General features: G+C 63.2%; 23 protein-coding genes and 1 riboswitch. Of the genes, 10 read left to right on the plus strand and 13 right to left on the minus strand.

Annotation, left to right across the window (positions count from 1 at the left end; genetic code table 11):
- Positions 1 to 30: 30 nt before the first annotated feature.
- From ACLGL5_RS28530 to ACLGL5_RS28545, 4 genes are all read right to left on the minus strand, one after another.
- Complete coding sequence (locus ACLGL5_RS28530; protein ID WP_069093463.1) at positions 31 to 1,047, minus strand: ABC transporter substrate-binding protein; 1,017 nt, start codon at positions 1,045 to 1,047, stop codon at positions 31 to 33.
- On the minus strand, positions 1,040 to 1,807 hold the full coding sequence (locus ACLGL5_RS28535; protein WP_069092555.1) for an ABC transporter ATP-binding protein: 768 nt from the start codon (positions 1,805 to 1,807) through the stop codon (positions 1,040 to 1,042). Before ACLGL5_RS28535 ends, ACLGL5_RS28530 begins: the two co-directional genes overlap by 8 nt.
- Positions 1,804 to 2,553: an ABC transporter permease gene (locus ACLGL5_RS28540; protein ID WP_236952006.1), complete on the minus strand. Its 750-nt coding sequence runs from the start codon at positions 2,551 to 2,553 to the stop codon at positions 1,804 to 1,806. The genes ACLGL5_RS28535 and ACLGL5_RS28540 overlap by 4 nt, the downstream gene beginning before the upstream one ends.
- A 109-nt stretch (positions 2,554 to 2,662) precedes the next feature.
- Positions 2,663 to 3,271, minus strand: coding sequence for a YkoF family thiamine/hydroxymethylpyrimidine-binding protein (locus tag ACLGL5_RS28545; protein ID WP_069092556.1), 609 nt, complete (start codon positions 3,269 to 3,271; stop codon positions 2,663 to 2,665).
- A riboswitch (TPP riboswitch) is annotated at positions 3,262 to 3,375 on the minus strand. (Overlaps the previous gene by 10 nt.)
- A 187-nt stretch (positions 3,376 to 3,562) precedes the next feature.
- Between ACLGL5_RS28545 and ACLGL5_RS28550 the strand changes: the two genes are divergently transcribed.
- Positions 3,563 to 3,871: a hypothetical protein gene (locus ACLGL5_RS28550; RefSeq protein ID WP_019859280.1), complete on the plus strand. Its 309-nt coding sequence runs from the start codon at positions 3,563 to 3,565 to the stop codon at positions 3,869 to 3,871.
- Between the two features lie 80 nt (positions 3,872 to 3,951).
- Here the strand turns inward: ACLGL5_RS28550 and msrA are convergent, their stop codons facing one another.
- On the minus strand, positions 3,952 to 4,470 hold the full coding sequence (msrA, locus tag ACLGL5_RS28555) for a peptide-methionine (S)-S-oxide reductase MsrA (protein WP_069092557.1): 519 nt from the start codon (positions 4,468 to 4,470) through the stop codon (positions 3,952 to 3,954).
- 173 nt (positions 4,471 to 4,643) lie between these two features.
- On the minus strand, positions 4,644 to 6,191 hold the full coding sequence (locus ACLGL5_RS28560; RefSeq protein WP_080643771.1) for a glycosyltransferase family 39 protein: 1,548 nt from the start codon (positions 6,189 to 6,191) through the stop codon (positions 4,644 to 4,646).
- Between the two features lie 197 nt (positions 6,192 to 6,388).
- Between ACLGL5_RS28560 and ACLGL5_RS28565 the strand changes: the two genes are divergently transcribed.
- The gene (locus tag ACLGL5_RS28565; RefSeq protein WP_019859283.1) at positions 6,389 to 7,096 is read left to right on the plus strand and encodes a hypothetical protein; all 708 of its coding nucleotides are present in this window, start codon (positions 6,389 to 6,391) and stop codon (positions 7,094 to 7,096) included.
- Positions 7,097 to 7,195: 99 nt separating this feature from the next.
- Here the strand turns inward: ACLGL5_RS28565 and ACLGL5_RS28570 are convergent, their stop codons facing one another.
- Entirely contained in the window at positions 7,196 to 7,666 is a 471-nt protein-coding gene (locus ACLGL5_RS28570; RefSeq protein ID WP_069092558.1) for a GNAT family N-acetyltransferase, read from the minus strand.
- An 812-nt stretch (positions 7,667 to 8,478) separates the two neighbouring features.
- Between ACLGL5_RS28570 and ACLGL5_RS28575 the strand changes: the two genes are divergently transcribed.
- A complete protein-coding gene (locus tag ACLGL5_RS28575) occupies positions 8,479 to 8,715 on the plus strand; it encodes a Y4oE-related protein (RefSeq protein WP_095203861.1) in 237 nt (78 codons plus the stop codon).
- 402 nt (positions 8,716 to 9,117) lie between these two features.
- On the opposite strand, the gene ACLGL5_RS28580 is transcribed toward ACLGL5_RS28575, so the two are convergent.
- The 4 genes from ACLGL5_RS28580 to ACLGL5_RS28595 form a co-directional block, all read right to left on the minus strand.
- Positions 9,118 to 10,053, minus strand: coding sequence for an IS110 family RNA-guided transposase (locus ACLGL5_RS28580; protein WP_010910050.1), 936 nt, complete (start codon positions 10,051 to 10,053; stop codon positions 9,118 to 9,120).
- Between the two features lie 308 nt (positions 10,054 to 10,361).
- The gene (locus ACLGL5_RS28585) at positions 10,362 to 11,126 is read right to left on the minus strand and encodes a terminase large subunit domain-containing protein (protein WP_069092559.1); all 765 of its coding nucleotides are present in this window, start codon (positions 11,124 to 11,126) and stop codon (positions 10,362 to 10,364) included.
- On the minus strand, positions 11,014 to 11,409 hold the full coding sequence (locus ACLGL5_RS28590) for a hypothetical protein (RefSeq protein ID WP_069092560.1): 396 nt from the start codon (positions 11,407 to 11,409) through the stop codon (positions 11,014 to 11,016). The genes ACLGL5_RS28585 and ACLGL5_RS28590 overlap by 113 nt, the downstream gene beginning before the upstream one ends.
- A gap of 4 nt (positions 11,410 to 11,413) precedes the next feature.
- The gene (locus ACLGL5_RS28595) at positions 11,414 to 11,791 is read right to left on the minus strand and encodes a hypothetical protein (protein WP_069092561.1); all 378 of its coding nucleotides are present in this window, start codon (positions 11,789 to 11,791) and stop codon (positions 11,414 to 11,416) included.
- A gap of 330 nt (positions 11,792 to 12,121) precedes the next feature.
- On the opposite strand from ACLGL5_RS28595, the gene ACLGL5_RS28600 reads away from it, so the two are divergent.
- The 3 genes from ACLGL5_RS28600 to ACLGL5_RS28610 all read left to right on the plus strand — a co-directional run bounded on the left by ACLGL5_RS28600 (position 12,122) and on the right by ACLGL5_RS28610 (position 13,824).
- Complete coding sequence (locus ACLGL5_RS28600; RefSeq protein ID WP_019859292.1) at positions 12,122 to 12,391, plus strand: hypothetical protein; 270 nt, start codon at positions 12,122 to 12,124, stop codon at positions 12,389 to 12,391.
- Between the two features lie 115 nt (positions 12,392 to 12,506).
- Positions 12,507 to 12,812: a hypothetical protein gene (locus tag ACLGL5_RS28605; protein ID WP_019859293.1), complete on the plus strand. Its 306-nt coding sequence runs from the start codon at positions 12,507 to 12,509 to the stop codon at positions 12,810 to 12,812.
- Positions 12,813 to 13,071: 259 nt separating this feature from the next.
- Entirely contained in the window at positions 13,072 to 13,824 is a 753-nt protein-coding gene (locus ACLGL5_RS28610) for a hypothetical protein (protein WP_141700953.1), read from the plus strand.
- A 32-nt stretch (positions 13,825 to 13,856) separates the two neighbouring features.
- Here ACLGL5_RS28610 and ACLGL5_RS28615 read toward each other — a convergent pair whose 3' ends face one another.
- Positions 13,857 to 14,282, minus strand: a complete 426-nt coding sequence (locus ACLGL5_RS28615; RefSeq protein WP_038647909.1) for a DoxX family protein — start codon at positions 14,280 to 14,282, stop codon at positions 13,857 to 13,859.
- Between the two features lie 226 nt (positions 14,283 to 14,508).
- Between ACLGL5_RS28615 and ACLGL5_RS28620 the strand changes: the two genes are divergently transcribed.
- Positions 14,509 to 14,877 (plus strand): VOC family protein, encoded by a 369-nt coding sequence (locus ACLGL5_RS28620; protein WP_027047052.1) that lies wholly within the window; start codon positions 14,509 to 14,511, stop codon positions 14,875 to 14,877.
- 55 nt (positions 14,878 to 14,932) lie between these two features.
- On the opposite strand, the gene ACLGL5_RS28625 is transcribed toward ACLGL5_RS28620, so the two are convergent.
- Positions 14,933 to 15,892: a prohibitin family protein gene (locus ACLGL5_RS28625; protein ID WP_081295932.1), complete on the minus strand. Its 960-nt coding sequence runs from the start codon at positions 15,890 to 15,892 to the stop codon at positions 14,933 to 14,935.
- An 834-nt stretch (positions 15,893 to 16,726) separates the two neighbouring features.
- Between ACLGL5_RS28625 and ACLGL5_RS28630 the strand changes: the two genes are divergently transcribed.
- The 3 genes from ACLGL5_RS28630 to ACLGL5_RS28640 all read left to right on the plus strand — a co-directional run bounded on the left by ACLGL5_RS28630 (position 16,727) and on the right by ACLGL5_RS28640 (position 17,918).
- On the plus strand, positions 16,727 to 16,906 hold the full coding sequence (locus ACLGL5_RS28630; RefSeq protein WP_010910426.1) for a DUF3606 domain-containing protein: 180 nt from the start codon (positions 16,727 to 16,729) through the stop codon (positions 16,904 to 16,906).
- Between the two features lie 203 nt (positions 16,907 to 17,109).
- Complete coding sequence (locus ACLGL5_RS28635) at positions 17,110 to 17,565, plus strand: GFA family protein (protein ID WP_019859296.1); 456 nt, start codon at positions 17,110 to 17,112, stop codon at positions 17,563 to 17,565.
- 116 nt (positions 17,566 to 17,681) lie between these two features.
- Positions 17,682 to 17,918 (plus strand): DUF982 domain-containing protein, encoded by a 237-nt coding sequence (locus ACLGL5_RS28640; protein ID WP_019859297.1) that lies wholly within the window; start codon positions 17,682 to 17,684, stop codon positions 17,916 to 17,918.
- Positions 17,919 to 17,931: the final 13 nt, after the last annotated feature.

The raw sequence follows: 17,931 nt of genomic DNA on the forward strand, positions 1-17,931 counted from the left end.
CTCGAGGCGCGAAAGGCAGACCGACGCACCTTACCCCAGAGCTGAATTGCTGAAATACCCTGCAAAATCAGGGCGCTGCGTCAGAACCTTACCATCCGCGTCGCGCAAAATGCCCGCTTTGAAGAGATAGTCGCCGATGGCGTCCATCTTGGCCGGATCCATCGTACCGATGGCGCCGTTCTCCGCGCGCAGATAGTGTCCGTCGATCAACGCCTTGAGCGATGCTTCGATCAATGCCGGATTGGTCAAGGCGTCCTTGTTGCCGGCGATCAGCAGCGCGGCGGCTTCGGCCGGATGATCGACGGTGAACTGATAGCCGCGCCGCGTTGCCTGGATAAAGGCCGACGCTAATGCCGGGTTTGCCTTGAGATAGGCTTCGCTCGACGAGATCAGCGTCGTGTGCTCGTCCGGCACGCCGTAGTCGGCATAGACGAAGCTCCGCTGCTTGACGCCCTTGAGTTCGGCCTCGACGCCCTCCCAGGTCGAGACCTCGAGCGTGAAGTCGACCGAGCCATTGGCCAGCGCTTCATAGGCGGAAGTGCCGAGCGTCACCGTTTCGAAATTGCCCTTGCCGCCGTCGTGGCGGATGATGGTCGAGATCAGTGCGTTTTCCCAGGCGCTGCCGAAACCGCCATAGGTCAGGCCGTCAAGATCCCTGGGAGTTTTGATCTCGCTGCGCGCCGCATTGAAGACCACGCGGCCGGTTTCGGACTGCACCACGGCGTAGACGGCCTTCAAGTCGGCCCCGCCGGTCTTCTGGCTGAACAGGCTGATGGTGCCGTTGATGCCGAAGTCGGCAACGCGGTTGGCGACCAGCGTGCCGGCGCCGGTGTCACTATAGGGTAAAATGTCGACCTCGAGGCCGGCCTCGCGGTAAAATCCCTTGTCGCGGGCGACGAACAGCCCGATGTGGTTGGTGTTGACAGTCCAGTCCAGCGCGACGGTGACTTTTTGCGTCGCGGCGAAGACGCGGCTCGCTCCAGCGATCAGCGGAAGACCGCTGGCAAGGGTGAGCAGCAGGGCCTGCCGGCGTGTCATATCAGTCATGGTCATGTCCTTTGGATGGTTGAGGGTTGAGCAAGATGTCGAGGATCTCGGCCTCGAGTGCGCCGGCCTGCTGCGCGGCGGCGCCAGTCGGATCTCGCGGACGCGGCAAGGGCACCGTGATCTCACGCAACACACGGGCCGGACGCGCCGACAGCACATAGATGCGGTCGGACAGGAACACCGCCTCGCGCACATCGTGGGTGATCAGCAGCGCCGTCCACCGATGGTGACGCCACATCTGCTCGAGCCAGCGCTGCATGGCCGCACGGGTCAATGCGTCGAGCGCGCCGAACGGTTCGTCGAGCAAAAGCATGTCGCGCTCCTGCACCACCGTGCGCAAAAGCGCCGCGCGCTGGCGCATGCCGCCGGAAAGCCGTGCCGGAAAATGCCGCTCGAAGCCGGCAAGGCCGAACTCTGCAAGCAGCGGCGCGACCCGCGCCCGCGCTGCCTGGCGTCTGACGCCTTGCACTTCGAGCCCGAGTGTCGTGTTGTCGAGGATGCGCCGCCACGGCATCAGGGCGTCGCGCTGCGGCATGAATGCGAAATGCCGGCCATGGTCGTCGAGCGGCATGCCGTCGAACAACATCTCGCCTTCGCCATGCTCGGCACCCGTCAGAAGCTGGAACAGCGTCGACTTGCCGGCGCCCGAAGGCCCAAGGATCGAGACGAATTCGCCGGCACCGACGCTGAGCGAAATGTCGGCGAGCACGTCGAGCCCGCCAAACGCCTTGCGCACATGCCGCAATTCGAGCCGGCTCATCGCCCCGGCCCCTTCCCTGCCGGCTGACGGCCGATCCGTTCCCAGGGCATGGCGAGGCGCTGCAAGAGCGCCGTCAGCCCGAACAGGATCAGCGTGAGCGCGGCACTCACGCCGACCGCGGCCAGCACCAGATCGGGGCGGAAATTGTTCTTGGCGTTGAGCATGTAGATGCCCAGTCCCTTGGCCGCACCGGCATATTCGGCGAAGATGGCGCCGACCACGGCATAGGTGATGGAGATCCGCAGGCCGGCGAAGAAATAGGGCAGTGCCGAAGGCAGCCGCGCCAGAACGAAGACACGCCAGCGCCCTGCCCCCATGGCGCGCAGCATCTGGCCGATCTCCACCTCGGTCGCCTCGTAGCCCTGCACCAGAGCCACCAGCATCGGGAAAAAGGTGACCAGCGCCACCAGCATGATCTTTGGCGTCAAACCGAAGCCGAACCACAGCACCACCAGCGGCGCGATGGCCACCAGCGGCAAGGTCTGGCTGACGATGAAGACAGGAAACAGCGCGCGCCGCAGCGGCTGGAAGAAGTCGACCAGCATCGACAGCGCGAAAGCGGCGCCGAGCGAGCAGGCAAAGCCGATCAGCGTGGCGCGGATGGTGGGAACGGCGTTGTCGATCAGCGCCTCGCGATTGAGCATCGCCTGTTCGAAGACGCGCGACGGCGCCGGCAGGATCGTCGGCTTGATGCCGGAATAATTTGCGTAGAGTTCCCAGGCCACGAGCAGCAACCCGACCGACATCACGGCCGGTGCCGCCCTGGCGAAGAGACCCGCGAGCTGCCGCGGGCGGCTTGACGACAATGAGACCACGAGAGGACAACCTTGACCGCGCGACGAAAGCGCGTTCTGTTCAGACAGCGGTAGGGCTGTTGGCGGAAACCGTGACGTCAAGGGTTACGTGGCCCGCGCCCGGTCCGAAGCGGCAGAAGGCTTCGTTCAGCGCCGAAAAGATCGCGCCGGTATCGCCGCGCAGTTTGGTGCAAAAATTCTTGGAGCGATCGTAGACGCCGGACTGTTTCAGGAAATCGATGCAGCCATAGATCTCATCCATGTGGTCGCCGGTGCCCATCACATAGAGCGAGAACTGCGCCGCCGCCGGCTGGCCGGTGGCAGCAGCACTGCGCACGGCGGCGATGGCGGCTTCCTTGCGCGGCCCGAGCGGCCCGACAGGCCCGCCAGACGCGTCGGAGCGGCAGATCGGATCGTCCGGCTCGCCAGGACAGCCGCGCGAAATGGCGGCCGACAGCACGCAATGCTTGCCGCTCTGCGCCGCCGCCACGAACAGGTCGCGCAGCGCCGGGAACAACACTTCGGGCGGCCCGACCAGCAAGGTCGAGATGTCGTCGGTTTCGATCCGGAGCCTGTCCCGGTAGGGATCGAGCGCGCCGAGCGCACCCAGGATGACGCCGACGAAATCGTCGGCCATGGGATATAGGGAAATCTGTGCGCCTGAAAACATAGCCCGCCTCGCTCCGCTGGTATTACCCAGATCAGCTTCTAGGGTCTGTGGGCTTGCCGCCCCCGTCTCAGCCCCGACCGTACGGAGCACCCCTGTGGATGGACGCGTTAAAGCACCATTCGAACGGAAGGGGAAGCCGTTTTTTCAGCGCACCGGGCCAAAAGCGTTGCACCAACTCTGGCCGTTGCGTGGACGCTGGCGACGCCGCGCAATCGGAATTTTATGGGGAACCTTCGCCAAGCCGAGAGGTTGTCCCACCGGTCGCAACGCGGCGAGTTCGGAGGCAAAACCATGTTCATGAAAATCCTCGCAGCTTCGGCGTTCACCGTTGCGCTTGCCACTTCCGCGATGGCGCAAAGCAACACCGCAAACGGCATGGATGGGTCAGGCGGCAGCGGCCACTCAGTGACTGTAGACCCGAGCACGCCGGCTTCGCCCAATACGGTCGATCCGGCAATTACCAACAGCACCACCATCGCGCCGGGCGACATGAACTCCAATGCGGATCGGAATTGCCCGACCAACCCGCAAGGTGCGCAGTCCGATGCCAACGGCAATTTGACGGCGCCCACCGTGAACGACAACAACTGTGGCAAGTAAGTGATTGTCCAAAAACAAAAAAGCCGCCGGACATCCGGCGGCTTTTCGATATCACTTCCAACGATGCTTTGTGCCAACCGTTAGGATGCGGCCTTTTCGCGAACCGGCAGTTTCCAGCCCGGCCTGACGAAGTGGCAGGTGTAGCCGTTTGGATATTTCTCCAGATAATCCTGGTGCTCGGGCTCGGCTTCCCAGAAGGCGCCGGCCGGCGCGACTTCCGTGACGACCTTGCCAGGCCACAGGCCGGAAGCATCGACTTCGGCGATGGTGTCTTCGGCGACGCGTTTCTGCTCGTCGCTCGTATAGTAGATCGCCGAACGGTAGCTCATCCCGACATCGTTGCCCTGGCGGTTGCGCGTCGTCGGATCGTGGATCTGGAAAAAGCGCTCCAGCAGCGTGCGATAGCTGATCACGGCCGGATCGAAATTGATCTCGATGGCTTCGGCATGGGTGCCGTGGTTGCGATAGGTGGCGTTGGCTACATCACCGCCGCTATAGCCGACACGCGTGGAGATGACGCCGGGATAGCGCCGTATCAGATCCTGCATGCCCCAGAAACAGCCACCGGCAAGCACTGCGCGTTCGGTCGAAGTCGCCATGTCACGTCTCCTCAAAAGGCAATTCCAGCTCATGTAGCGGTTTCCCGCCCGGAATTGCGCGGACAAAATTGGATTTACCAATAAATGGGCATTGTCGTCCGCTTCGTCCAGTCGCGTGGAAACAACGCGGCCATGAGCGAACGATATCACGACGCGGTCGGGATCGAACCGTTTCAGTTGCCCGGATGCAGGGTCCGGCTGTCGACGGCAAGCGGCGGATACAGCGTGCCGGGCGGAATGGCGGCAAAGCTGATTGCCACCGGCGGCGCCGTGCGCGACCAATTGAAAAGAACCGTCTTGACCGGGAGGTTGCCCAGCCATGTCTGCAACTGCGGCGGAACGTCATGCCCTGGCCAAACCATCAGCATGCCGTGGTCGTGCAAGCGCTGCCTGGTGATCCAGGGCGCGAACCGCGTATCGAGATCGGTGAAGATCGACGGCTTGTCATAGGCATTGAGGCCCGCCAGCATAGCCACCTGGGTATCGCCGCCGACAATGTCGAGCCGGCCGGGCGCCGCCGCGTGCCAGACCGCCTCGGCCTCGTCCGCGATCGGCTGTGCCGGCCAGCAGACGGCGTCCAGGCGCCCCCGCACATTGCAGCCCGTCCAGCGCAGCGCCGCATAGGCACCCGACATGGTGAGGATGCAGAGGAACGCGCAGATCGCCAGCCTTCGCATCTCGATGGCGCCGAGCCGGTGGCCGAGAAAGGCGAGCACCGTGACGCCGACAAGATTGTACATCGGCGCGCCCCAGGACTCGCCGGTGCCGGTGAACAACGAGGCCACCATGATCAGGGTCGCCGGGCCGAGCCCCATCCACACGAGATAGACCAGAATGCCGCGCTCGACCGGCGCTTCTGGGGCCGGCGAGCGCCGCAACAACCCGGATATCGTCAGCACCAGAAGAAAGCCGGAGAGCCCGGCCATCTGGACGCCGATGTAGTAGAGACGCGCCCGGTTTTCGGTCACCCATTGGTCGCGGGCTGCGAAATAGGTCAGCGGCAGGAAATCGATGCGGTAGAGCGCGATGGCCAGCGGCGCGGCAACGGCGAGAAAGACGGCAAGGCCGAGCCATGGCCAGGGCGTCGCCAGCCGGCTGCGCGCGCGTGCGTCATACAACAGCCAGAGCGCGCCGAAGGCTAGCAGCAGGCCGGTGGAGAACTTGGCATAGAGCCCGACGCCCGACACCAGTCCGAGCGCCAGCCACCAGCCCGGCCCGCCGCCACGGCCGGCGCGCCAGAGCAACCAGCAAATGGCCGCCCAGAACGGCATCTGCGCGTAGTCATGATTGAATTGCGGGGTCGGCCAGCCGAAGAAATAGACCGACGGCATCAAAAGCACGGCGGCCAGCGCACGGCTTTGCCCGAGCATGTCGCGGGCCAGCAGATAGACCAGGATGAAGGTCGACGAGATCGTCAGCTGGGCAAGCATATATTGTGGCCAGCGGAACGATCCGGTCAGAAGATGGCTGGTTTCGAGCAGCCAGCCTGGAAGCTGCGGGTGCTTGTAGGTCAACAGCACCCATTCGCGGCCCCACATGAAACCTTCCACCACATCGCCGGGCGGGGCGGGATCGATCAGTGCCGGCACCACCGTCCAGCACAGGATCTGCACCAGGCACAAAAGCGCCAACAAATACCAGGGATGGCGGAGCAGGCCGGGCCATACCGATGACGAGTCAAGGCCGGCGGCAGTCAGCCCCGCCGGCTCCCAACCATCCATGGAGTCGTCTATTCCCACCATGCGGCGCTTAAACCACATCGTCCGGTTTGCCGAACAGCCCCAACGTCAAAGCTTACGAAAAAGTATACTTGCAGGCCATTGCAAGACCAAGATTGGGCAGGAATTTCGGCGCTCCGTTGCCCTCCCCCGGCAGAACAGCCGCCCATTTGATCCTGTCTGAACATCCCGGATATTCGATGCGTCACCAGCATGCCGTCATCCACCATCGCGCGCTCGACTTCTGGCTGGCACGCGCGGCGGTCCTCGTCATCATTTGTTTGCAGCTCCTAGTGATCAACGATCTTTCGTTCGGCCCGCGCTGGCTGGCGCCGGCGCTGGAGGCCGCCCTGCTCGTGCCCCTGTCCGTCGCCACCGCCTGGACACAGGTCGCCAGCCAGAAAGCGGTCGAGGAGGAGCACTGGTATCTGGTCGGCCGGTTTCGCGTCATCATCCGCAGGACCGCGCTGGTGATGACCGGCGTCGTCAGCATCATGAATTGCGGTTCGCTGGTGTTCCTGGTGCGCGCCTTGCTGGCGGGCCATGCCGGCTCCACCGGCCAGACGCTGCTCATCGACGCGCTCAACATTTGGGTCACCAATGTCATCGTCTTTGCCTTGTGGTTCTGGAGCACGGACCGCGGCGGGCCGCCGACCTGCGGCCTCGTCAATCGCGCCCATTCCGACTTCCTGTTCCCGCAAATGACCTTGAACGACCGCGAGATCCGCGACTGGCTGCCTGGCTTCGTCGACTATTTCTTCCTCGCCTTCACCAATGCGACGGCGTTTTCGCCGACCGACACCTTGCCGCTGTCGCAGCGGGCCAAGCTTTTGATGATGGCCGAGTCGATGATATCGCTGCTGACGATCGCACTGGTCGCCGCCCGCGCCGTCAACATCCTCGCCTAAGCCCAGAAACGCAAAATAGCCCGCCCGGCGAACCGGAGCGGGCTATTGGATGGTTTGCGACGGTCCCGAATCTGGAGCGCGGGGTGGACGATCCTCACCTCAATCCGCGCCGAGGTCGCGTTCGAAGACCACCTGGTCGCGCAGCGGAATGCCGTTCACAACCGAGCCTTCGGGATAACCGGTCGATGGCCCGAACGCATCCTGCACGATGCGAGACATTCGAAAGCCCTGTCTCTGGTAAAACCGCAAATTGCCGATATCGGCCGCCGCGGTCGCCACGATCAGGCGCCGGCCGTGGCGCTCGCGGCAGCGGGTGACTGCCGCCGCGACAAGGGCGCGCCCCAAGCCCTCGCTCTGTCTTGCCGGACGAACCGCCAGGCTCTTGAGCTCGAAGACACCGCCCTCGCCTGTGTCGATGAGCTGCACGTGGCCGATGATCCTGTTGCCCTCCCGCGCGACAAGCACTTCGCCGTCGTCGATATAGCTGGAAACCTGCGTGGGGGAATCGTCGGCAAGGGCAAACAGCGGCAGCAATATTTCGCGGTCCCCGTCATATCGTTCAATCTGCATCCGTAACCCCGGGCTGGATCAACGCCGCCGCGATCTCGGCAACCTTGCACCGCGATATAGCAGTGGCCGGGCGGGCGCCACAAACGCAAAAAGCCCGCCCCGGTGTGAGCCGAGGCGGGCATTGGCTCGATCGAGCCGTCAGGCGCGAATTCTCGGACGCAGGGCAAGGCCTGGAGCTATTCCTGGACCGCGCCCCGCCGCGTGCAATCTGTCACCCAAACCAGCCAAACGTAAGGCTAACCACCAAGACCGCGATCAGGATCGAGAGCGGCACCGCCATGAACAGCCCTGCTTCTAATAATCGGGTTTCCCTGTCACTGAACATTAGGCCCTGCCTCAACAAGCTTCGCTCAGATAGAAGCTGCGAAGCCTGTTTCCGTTCCGAATACCGGCGACATGCGATCCACGTGCGATTTGGGTTAACGTGGCCGCATGGAGAGCGAAATCAGTTCGGCTTCCCCAACGATGCCGGCCATGTATTTTGCAACGATACGGGAGGCCAGCGCATCATTCGATTGGTGCTCCATTCCGCCCCAACAAAGGCGTTTTGGGAGCAATTTCAGCGGAGGCTGATTGAATCGCTGTTTTCAAGGAGCGAGCAGCTGTCGAAAAGCCCGCCGGCCGGAGCCAGCGCGCCGTGCCCTTCCTTCGTTCGCATGTTTCGCTGATATGGGCGGGGGTGCATACATCTTTGCCAGTCGGCGCTGCCATCCTTAAGGCCCTGCCGGTCAGGCCCAGTGGCCTTCCGCTGCCAGTCCCCACTAGCAACCAAGCCGCTGGGCCGCAGGCATGATTTGCGCCACATATGCGGCTTGAAGGCGCTGAACAGAAGGTGTTGCTCGATGCTCCGGACAGACAATGGCGCGGCGCTCAGGCTTTCAGATTTTGCCGATCCTAACGATGCGGTCATTGCCGCAATCGAGCTCTATGGGCCTGAAGCGCAGACCGCAGCGGCCTACTGCGCCATGGAAGCACACTTCGCCGGGAGACTGGCCGATTTCCGCCTCTGGTGTGAAGTCTTTCGCGTCTTCAAAACCAGATTCCATTGAGAAGCACATATATCGAGGCCGCCACGGCCATCAGCGCGTTCGCGCCGTGTAGCCTGCCGGGAAGATAACGAAGCAACCATCGGCAATACCCAAGCCCGCTTCGCGGCCTTTCAGTCTTCCGTCGCCGGCCTGAACTTCCGCACGATCAGCTCGAACAGAATATCCGAAAGGCGGCAACGATCGCCGCGCGCTGGTCGGGCGAATAATGGGAGGCATCGTCGATGGTCATGAAGGTGACGTGACGGGACATGAGGCGGCCTGAATCAATCGGCGAGATGTCAATCGTATCACTTTGTTAAGGCGAGATTTTCGGGCGACACGCGGCGGCTCGTTCCTTCTCCCCTTGTGGGAGAAGGTGGATCGGCGCGCAGCGCCGAGACGGATGAGCGACTATCTGAGGTGTCAAGTTGCATTTGCGAATTCGTTACGCGCGTCGCGTGCTTTTGCATTGAGAATGACGAGCAGCTTGCGGGCGAGCGCAATGCGGATGACCATTTTCTCCTTTCCGGCAGTCTGCAACCGTTGCTTGAAAGCTGCCAGATGCGGATCATATTTGGCAACGATGCTGGCAACGAGAAAGAGGACGCCGCGCGGCCCTGCCCGACCGCCGCGCACTGGTCTTCGACCGCTGCGCTTGCCACTGTCATTGGCGATCGGCGCCAGGCCGGCCAACTTGGCGATGGCCTTGTTGGAGAGGATGCCGATCTCCGGCAACTGCGCCATCAGCCGCGCCACGGTGCGAGAGGCAACACCCTTGAGCGAGCGGAAGGCTCGGTCGAGGCATGCCCACAGCGGATCGTCATCGATGAGCGTGGCGATCTCACCTTCGAGCCTGCGGCTCTGGCGCGCAAGCAGCGCGATCACTTCATCGAGGCTGGCGATAGTTTCGGCGTCGGCGGTGCTCTTGCGCTGCTTTTGAATGGTGAGATCTCCTCCCACCTGGGAAAGCCGCGCAACCAGCGCCTTGAGCCGCTGCTGGGCCGCGCTCGGCGGCGGCGTCGGCTTGAGCCGCTTGACGGCACCATAACGGGCAATCACGGCGGCATCGATTCTGTCGGTCTTCTCCAGGAAACCCATTGCCTCGGCGAAGTAGCGAACGCTCCTCGCGTTGGCCATGCCGCAGGGTTGGCCCATCTCCCACAAGAGCAGGAAGGCCAGCCGTTCGTAGCCGCCACTGGCCTCCATGATGACGAGTTCGACATCATGGTTCTGACACCAGGCGGCCAGATCGGCGATGCCTGCCGCATCGTTGGCGAAGCGGTTTGCCGCTCCCATCGGCTCGATATGGGCGTCGAGCCAGTCCTTCGAAATATCTATTCCACAGAGGGTCGTGTTCACGGTAACCTGCCTTGTGCGTGCGATTGGAGCCAAGCGACTATTCGGTCGTGCGTGACGAAGACGAAGATCCCAGGCTCATCCACGGTTGTAGCCGCAGGGGTGTCGGGCGACTTCGCCAAGCCTCGAATCGGATGGCCGTCCGGTTCGAGGCTCAGTCGCTTCCATCGCACAAAGTCTCCTCCGTGCAGATACAAGGGGTGTGTGACGGAGCGCGGCGGCGCCAAGCTGGAACACCCCTCATCCGACCGAGCTTCGCTCGGCCACCTTCTCCCGCAAGGGGAGAAGGGAAGGCCTGCGCGGACCGCTTCTCACCCCTTCCCCATCCTCTCCACCTCCCCCGCCGACAGGAACAACAACACCACGTCGCTCATGCCCAGCAGCGGTGTGAAGGTGACGATCGTTATCCCGCCGGTGGCGTTGGTGCGGGTCAGGCCTTCGGAATAGATGTCGAGCGGCGGCTCCTCGTCGAACCAGACGCCGTGCAGCGTCTCGCCCTGCCATTTCTCGCGGCCCTTCTCGAAGCTCTTGAACGACAGCACGCTCTCACCGGCCTGGACATCGCCGCCGCCGCCATGGCGCACCACCACGCTGTCGAGCGCGCCCGGCGCGCCGCGGCCCATGATGGTCTGACGAATAGCGTCCGCCGGGATCATGCCGGTGCCCCAGGCCGCCTGCTGCTGCGGCGGGCCGACGAGCACGCGCTGCGGGTTGTCGCGCGTGCCCTCGCCGGTCACGCCGGCGGCCCACAGCCGCACGGGCGTGTCGAAAACCTTGCCTTGCCACCACGCGGGATAGCGGCCGGTCAGATGCATGGCCCATTCGGCGCCCCCGGCCCTGGTCTTGCCGAGCTGGTTGCCGGCCATGAACAGCCTTTCGCGGTTGAGCACTCCCGCCGCGTGAAACTCGGCCTGGCGCCGATACGGTTTGTAGGCCGCCAGCAGGTTGCGGCGTCTTCGGCGGTCAAGTTCCGCCAGCAGCGCCAGATACTCCGTCTTCGCGGCGAGCGGCGGGCTCTTCGAGGAATGGCCTGAGGACGGCTTCGAGGCTGCGGATACGGCTGCGGATCTCTTCATCGCTCCAGGCGTCCAGTTGGTTGATGGCAACATCGAAATCCCTGGGCAAGACGGACAGCACGATCTTCAGATACTGGTCGGGCTTGTCGGCCCGCACCTCGGCAATGACGCCGGCGCCATGCGCGCGGAAATCGGCCCGCACGGCGGCCAGGAAATCACCGCCCAGCGTCTTCTTCGTCCGCTTCGCGCGGGGCGTCGGCGCCAAGGCAGCTTTGGCGGCAGGCCTGCGCCTTGCCGGCTTTGTCGTGCGGCGCACCGGCCTGGCGTCGGCTTCGTCAGCCATCGGCCTAGCCCATCGCCTTCGCAGCGGCATTGTTGGCCGCCTTTCTTGCCTTCGGCATTGATCCGGCCGGATTCCTCGATCGGACGGCTTTCTTCTTCGTCCGCTTTGTCCGCTTGGATTTTGCGATCGCGGAAGGTTTTGGCGCGGCGGCCCGGGCTTTGAGCCGCGCCATGGCAAGCGACACCGCGTTGGCGCCGACGCCCGGTAGCTCGAAAGAAAAGCCGCCGCCAGCATCCCGCACCATGCCGATCAGCACGCCGGATGCCACCGGCTCGATCCGGCCCAGACGCGGGCGTGGCGCCGCACCCTCAAACGCGCCGATGGCGCTGACGATTTCGCGGCCGTCATCGTCGGTGATGATCGTGGCGTAGCGTTGGGTCATTGGATTGCTCGCAAAGGTCGCGCTCTACGGCCCGCCAGCGTTCAAATAGGCAGCCACAGCGCCGTCACAGAAAGGGGGGCAGAAACACAAAACCCGCCTCGGCGGGCGGGTCGTTGGCGCAAATCAGCACCATGGGCAAATATGTAGCATGGCTGCCCTCACCCGGTCAAGGAAAAAATTCCTATACCATCAAAAGCCCTCCCACTCGGTCAAGCTCTGCGCCACTGATGCCCGCATTGGCTAGCCGGCTTTTCATCAGCCGGCAGCTGTGGGACCATCAGAAGAAGCTCATGGAATGATTCGCGTCGTACGGCCTTGTAGGAGAGGACGATGGACAGGCCAGCCATGGCATCCGTCTTCAGGATGCGGCATGCTCCAGCCACGGTTTCCGGTGTGCGCAGCACCGGTCAGGGTCAGGCTGATCCGATGATCCGCGTGAACTCGCTTGGCGACGCGATCCGCTTCGTCGCCAACGCCTACCCCAACTACGACATCAGCGCCGTCGCCATCACCTGCGGCGATCCGTCGATCCCGCGCCTCGGCAGCCTCGAGGTCAAGGCGGTGTGGCGCGAATATGGCGAGCGCCTGACGCAGGAATAGGCCGGTAGCACGAGCCAGCGCCTGCCCGGCATCGCGGTTGAAACCGGCTCCGCGCCTGGCTTCGGATCGGAAACGCCGCTGGCGCGTTTCCTCTTTGGTCAATGGAGGGAACACCATGAACGTCGCCAATCTGCAACTCGAAGGCCTGCTGATGGCCGTCGCCTCGATCAACCACGTCCTGGTTCGCAAGGGGGTGCTGACTTCGGAGGAGATCGATATCGCGCTGCGCAAGGCCGAGGCCAGCGAAACCGGCGAGGAGCGGTCCAACGGCATGTCGGCGTCGAGCCGCGACGCCGTCAATTTTCCGATCCGGCTGCTGGAACTCGCCAACCAGTGCCAGCCGGAAGCCGACATGCCGTCCTTCTCGAAACTGGCCCGCATGGTCGGCCAGATGAAGGAACCCTACAACGATCAGATGTGATGACATCACGCAGGGGCGATTGAAATAGTTACGCTATTTGCGTTGCAAGAATTGTGCTCCCGCTGTTTCACACACTATTTTAGAGCGCCGATCATATTCGTTGCGCGCCTGCGGCACGCTTTGACTCTCCCCAATTTTAGTGCCGAATTCTTTGGCGATCTCGACGTCGATAAGATGAAAATTGGCCCTATGCAATTAAGAAAACCGCAACGCGGCAGCGATACTGATTGCAAGTCGGGCGAAGATGGGAGACGGGGTGTTGGTCGAGGACAATATTTGGGCGGCTTCGCTCGAAGTTTATATCCGCAACTGGAAATGGGTTGTCGGATACGTCTTCTTGGCCGGTGGACTAGCGTTGCTCAACAGGTTCATACACATCAACTCCGGAGCTTCAATCTTCGTCGGTGTAATGGTTTCGAGCTTCTTGGCGATTCCTGCTCACATCGCCGTTCTGACACAGCTTGATCCCGACCAGGTATCCGATTGGCTGAAGGAACGGCCCAAGGCATTCTTCACTTTCGTGAAGCGTTGCCTGTTGCTCGGCTTCCTCGGCGCGATAGGTCCACTTGCGTTTGGGATCGTCATGGTCATCGGCGGCATCCGTCCATCCGTCGCCATGCTGGCAGCACTCCTGGTCTGGGTTCTTTCCGGCATCGCCGCGTTCGCGAAATGGGGCACCATGTTGCCTGCGGTCATTGCCGATGATGACCAAACGCTTGCAGTTGCCGGCCAACGCGGCTCCAAAGTGTTCGGCTATGCGTTCCCGCGTCTGCTGATCTCGTTCGGCTTGCTTACGGTATTGTTCGTAGCGATATTGATGTTGCTGGCCTCTCTGCTGGGCATCGATCCAGAGGATTCAAGCCCCGCGTCTTTTATCCTGCCTGTCATAGGCGCCATGATCGGCGCCTATCAAATCGTGATGACATCAGTCGTTTTGTCACGCTCGTACCTCAGGGCACAACCGGCTGCACGCCGGATGGCGGATAAGTCCTTGCTGTCCTTTCGAACCTGACAAACAACGACAAGCTGTGAGGCCAGGCCTGCTCATGCCCTGCCCGGCCAGCCCAGGTTCAGCGCCAGTACCCTGCCCGGGCCATGCACGGCGGCAAACAGCAGTCCGGCCATGAACGAAAAATGGTCGACGAAGAAGCCGAACTCGGCCTGGTTGCCGGCCCAGTGGCTGGGCCCGTGGAAGGCGAAGCCGAGGAACAGCACATAGGCGGCGGCTATCAGCGCTGCCTGTGTAAAGAAGGCGCCGCTCAGGAAGCACAGCACCAGCGCCACCTCCAGGATCGCCGCGCACCATGCCAGGAACAGCGGAAACGGAAAGCCGGCGGCTGCGATGAAGCCTGCGGTGGCACCCATGCCCATGAATTTGAAGGTCACCGCCATCAGGAAGACGGCGGCGAAGATCAGGCGGGCAATGAGAACGGCCGCGGTCTGCCACGGCGATTGGGTGAAGTCCGACATGCTGTCTCTCCAGGGTTGCAATGGATATCGACCCAAGGACGAGCGACGCCGTGCAGTTCCGACACCGGCCCGGAATTTTTTGTCCGCAAACGCTGCCGCGACGGACGTCGGCACCGGTCCGGCGCTTGCCGACAGGAGGCCGTCGCCGGGCTGCAACCTTGCCGCGGGCTGCCTCGAAAGCTACCCTCAACAGGGGGGCTTGATCAGTTTGCGAGGAGAGCCAGCAATGGCGACGGTCCGGTATCTCGTCAGCGATGTCGAGTTGGCGATAGAATTTTACACCAGCCATCTGGGGTTCGCGCTGCGGCAGCAGTTCGGTCCGGCGATGGCCATCCTCAAGCGCGACGACCTGACGTTCTGGCTCGCCGGCCCGATGGCGTCGGCGGCAAGACCGATGCCCGATGGCCGTACGCCGCAGCCGGGCGGCTGGAACCGCATCGTGATCGAGGTGCAGGACCTGCCGGCGCTCGCCGCCCGGATGCGCGATGCCGGCGTGCCGTTCCGCAACGAGATCGTCGACGGCCCCGGCGGCCGCCAGATCCTTTGCGAGGACCCGTCCGGCAACGTGGTCGAGCTTTTTGAACCAAGGGCATGATTCCCTCCCGAAGCCCGCGGGATGATCATTTGGCCCTTCGTTGCCTCGCCTGGACCTAGTTCGCCACCGGCGCCGGCGTGCTGAGTTCGAGGAACGGCACCGTCGATCCGGGGATCATCGACTTCGGTAACTGCCCGTCCCACTTCTCGGCCTTGGTCAATTCGACCAGCAGCGGATTGTTGGCGAGGGCGGCGGCGCGCGCCTTGATCGCTTCGGCGGTCGCCTCGCCTTCGATCTTGGTCTTGTAGGCGCTGGCCTCGGCTTCCGCCTTCACGCTGTCGGCACGGCCCTTGGCCTGGGTGACCGCGATGTCGGCCTTGATCTTTTCCTGCTGCAGGTTCTGTTCCTGCTTCTGCACTTCCACCTGCGCCGTCATCCTTGCCTCGACCGCCTGCTCATAGGCGTCTGAAAAGTCGATGTTTTCGACCTGGACGCTGTCGATCATCACCGGGCCGTCCGTCACGGACGAGATGGCGTCGGCGACATCCTTGTTGAACTTGGCGCGGTTCTGGATCACCGACACGGCGTCGTACTGGCCGAACACCGTCTTGATCTCCTGCGGTGCCTTGCGGGCGATGACCCGGTCGGCCAGCGCTTCGATCGACCCGTAATTGGTGTAGACGTTGGAGACCTCCGCCTCCGGCACGTGGAAATTGACGGTGACGCGCATGTCGGCCGGCTGCTGGTCACGCGAATAAGCCTGCATGGCCGGCAAATTGCCGCAATCGCTCTGGTTCTCGCAGCCCCATTTCAACACCTGCTGGCGCAGGCTGATCTTCTCGACCCGCTGCAGCCAGGGCAGTTTGAAATGCAGGCCGGGATCGACGACCGAACTCAATGCGCCATTGGTCAACAGCACGCCGCGGTCGCCCTGGTCGATCGTGTACCAGGACCCCATGACGGCACCGACCAGCGCCAACACGATTGCCAGTGCGACAATGCCGCTGCCGATCGAGCGCGACCCGACGGCACCGTGCAGTTGGGCACGGTTCGAATTCCCTTGCGTGTCAGTCATTGCCAACCCCCGTTGTCATTGCCCGATCCCAGGATTGCACGGAATCATGCCGGCAAGATTGCTGAGATGTGGAGTGCCGCGGCCGTCCGCGCCAGTAAAATCGGATTATTTTCGGTTGCCAGCTGATAGCATCATCCTCCCCGGCCAGGGGGGAATTGACCATGGCCAAAAGCGATGACTATCGCCGCGCCGCGGCATCCGGCGATGGTTGCTGCCAGGATTGGCGGGAGATGCTCCCCATGTCGACCCGCTGCTCGACAAGGTCGAGGCCGCCGGCTGGGATCGCGGCCAGGCCGCGTCTCGCCGCCAGACTGAACGCTGACCGAGGCCGACGCGCCAGGCCCTTGGCGCCAACGTTCAACAACAATTTGCGATCCTGAAACTTGTCCGTAACCGGCAAAGTGATATTGTAGACATGGCTAATGTACAGGCATGTCCGGTGCATCCATTTGGGGGGTAAGTTTTGGGCGCGAGCGTCAGGTTCAGGACGGGGTCCTATCTGGTCCGGTCACCGGTCCTCGAGTGTAATGGCTGTGGCGGCACCGGGCAGGTTTTCCAATGCCCACGCTGGACAAGCTCCAACGGGCTTTGCTGTCCCGCCGGCACGCATCAGCGCGGCTGTCCCGGCGCCAGCGCGCCTTGCGCCGAATGCGGCAAGGCCGATCCCCATGCCGCTGGCCCCGCCCCGGCCTGACAGCCTGCGATCCGCGTCCGGCAGGCTTCTGTCCGCCGTCTGCCATGGAACCAGCAGCGCCGATCGCTGTTATGTCGGATCGCGGCATCCTATATACTGGTGTTCCGCGACCGTGCGGCTGACAGAAAGCGAGGCACGCAATGCCCGACGACAAAACGAAGATCAAGCAGGACCGCAAGCTGGTTTCGAGCGAGGAGACCTATGAGGTCGCCGCCTTCGCGCGCAAATACGGCATCCCGCAGAGCGAAGCCCAGACCATCATCAAGCGCTACGGCCCGTCGCGCAAGAAGCTCGACAACCACATGGCCGCGCGCGGCTAGGCAGCGAGCCGCAACCATTTCGCCGGCATTGCGTTGAAGGATGCTGCGGGCCACATCGAACGGGTTGGTAGCACCAACCTGTTCGGCGGTACGATGAACCGGATTTTTTCCCGGTTTCTGACCAACGAAATGGCGAGCATCTGTTCCGCCCGGCCCCCGGCGTGCCAGACTGACGAAAGCCAGACCGAGGGAGGGCCGCGATCATGTCCGACACTACACGCAGAACCGGCAGTTGCCTGTGCGGCGGCGTGCATTTCGTCGTCACCGGCCAGCCAACACGCGTCGGCCTTTGCCACTGCAAGGACTGCCGCAAGGCCAGCGGCTCGGCCTATTCGGCCTTCGCCATCTGGCCGCGCGACGCCTTCGAGACATCGGGCGAAGTCGCCTCTTACGGCACGCGCAGCTTCTGCCCGACCTGCGGGGGCCGCGTCGCCTGGATCGGCGACGATGAAGTCGAGGTGATGCTCGGCAGCCTCGACGTCGCGCCGACCGACCTGGAGCCGCAATATGAATTGTGGATCAGCCGCCGCGAGACCTGGCTGCATGCCTTGCCCGGCACCGAACAGTTCGAGCACGACCGGCCCCTTGATGGGCCAGCGCCGGAAGACGCCGCTCCGCCGCCACCGCGACCTTTGTCCGACGCCGTCGCGCACGACTGAAAATTGATCTTTCGGGCCTGGAACCCTCCCTTGTCGACGGCGTTATCCGGCGCCCCTCAAAGTACCGTTGTCCCACATCCGCGGTCACTGTCGGGCGACATGCACGGAGACTTCAGTTGAACGACAAGATGTTCCCCCGACCAATCCGCCTAAAATTCTCCCCCGAGCGTGAACGCGTCGTGCGTAGCGCCTGGGAGGGCCTGGAATGCCTCGGCGACTGGCCGGCCGGCCAGGGCCGGCGATACCGGGCGGCGCTGCGCAGTTGCCGCGATGCGCTGGATGGCTGGACGCCGCCGGAAAAGGCGATGCGGGCGATGATCGACGCAGCGCGCGAAGCTCGCATCCTTCAATAACAGCGGGAAAACC

This window comes from Mesorhizobium sp. U510 (assembly GCF_059180695.1).

Bases quoted from the DNA above. Each gene is read 5' to 3' on its own strand.
- ACLGL5_RS28600 (WP_019859292.1), top strand. From the start codon at position 12,122: ATGGACAGGCCAGCCATGGCATCCGTCTTCAGGATGCGGCATGCTCCA.
- ACLGL5_RS28595 (WP_069092561.1), bottom strand. From the start codon at position 11,791: ATGACCCAACGCTACGCCACGATCATCACCGACGATGACGGCCGCGAA.
- ACLGL5_RS28535 (WP_069092555.1), bottom strand. From the start codon at position 1,807: ATGAGCCGGCTCGAATTGCGGCATGTGCGCAAGGCGTTTGGCGGGCTC.
- ACLGL5_RS28585 (WP_069092559.1), bottom strand. From the start codon at position 11,126: ATGAAGAGATCCGCAGCCGTATCCGCAGCCTCGAAGCCGTCCTCAGGC.
- ACLGL5_RS28605 (WP_019859293.1), top strand. From the start codon at position 12,507: ATGAACGTCGCCAATCTGCAACTCGAAGGCCTGCTGATGGCCGTCGCC.
- ACLGL5_RS28635 (WP_019859296.1), top strand. From the start codon at position 17,110: ATGTCCGACACTACACGCAGAACCGGCAGTTGCCTGTGCGGCGGCGTG.
- ACLGL5_RS28570 (WP_069092558.1), bottom strand. From the start codon at position 7,666: ATGCAGATTGAACGATATGACGGGGACCGCGAAATATTGCTGCCGCTG.
- msrA (WP_069092557.1), bottom strand. From the start codon at position 4,470: ATGGCGACTTCGACCGAACGCGCAGTGCTTGCCGGTGGCTGTTTCTGG.
- ACLGL5_RS28565 (WP_019859283.1), top strand. From the start codon at position 6,389: ATGCGTCACCAGCATGCCGTCATCCACCATCGCGCGCTCGACTTCTGG.
- ACLGL5_RS28620 (WP_027047052.1), top strand. From the start codon at position 14,509: ATGGCGACGGTCCGGTATCTCGTCAGCGATGTCGAGTTGGCGATAGAA.
- ACLGL5_RS28540 (WP_236952006.1), bottom strand. From the start codon at position 2,553: ATGTCGGTCGGGTTGCTGCTCGTGGCCTGGGAACTCTACGCAAATTAT.
- ACLGL5_RS28615 (WP_038647909.1), bottom strand. From the start codon at position 14,282: ATGTCGGACTTCACCCAATCGCCGTGGCAGACCGCGGCCGTTCTCATT.
- ACLGL5_RS28590 (WP_069092560.1), bottom strand. From the start codon at position 11,409: ATGGCTGACGAAGCCGACGCCAGGCCGGTGCGCCGCACGACAAAGCCG.
- ACLGL5_RS28530 (WP_069093463.1), bottom strand. From the start codon at position 1,047: ATGACTGATATGACACGCCGGCAGGCCCTGCTGCTCACCCTTGCCAGC.
- ACLGL5_RS28630 (WP_010910426.1), top strand. From the start codon at position 16,727: ATGCCCGACGACAAAACGAAGATCAAGCAGGACCGCAAGCTGGTTTCG.
- ACLGL5_RS28625 (WP_081295932.1), bottom strand. From the start codon at position 15,892: ATGACTGACACGCAAGGGAATTCGAACCGTGCCCAACTGCACGGTGCC.
- ACLGL5_RS28560 (WP_080643771.1), bottom strand. From the start codon at position 6,191: ATGGATGGTTGGGAGCCGGCGGGGCTGACTGCCGCCGGCCTTGACTCG.
- ACLGL5_RS28550 (WP_019859280.1), top strand. From the start codon at position 3,563: ATGTTCATGAAAATCCTCGCAGCTTCGGCGTTCACCGTTGCGCTTGCC.
- ACLGL5_RS28545 (WP_069092556.1), bottom strand. From the start codon at position 3,271: ATGTTTTCAGGCGCACAGATTTCCCTATATCCCATGGCCGACGATTTC.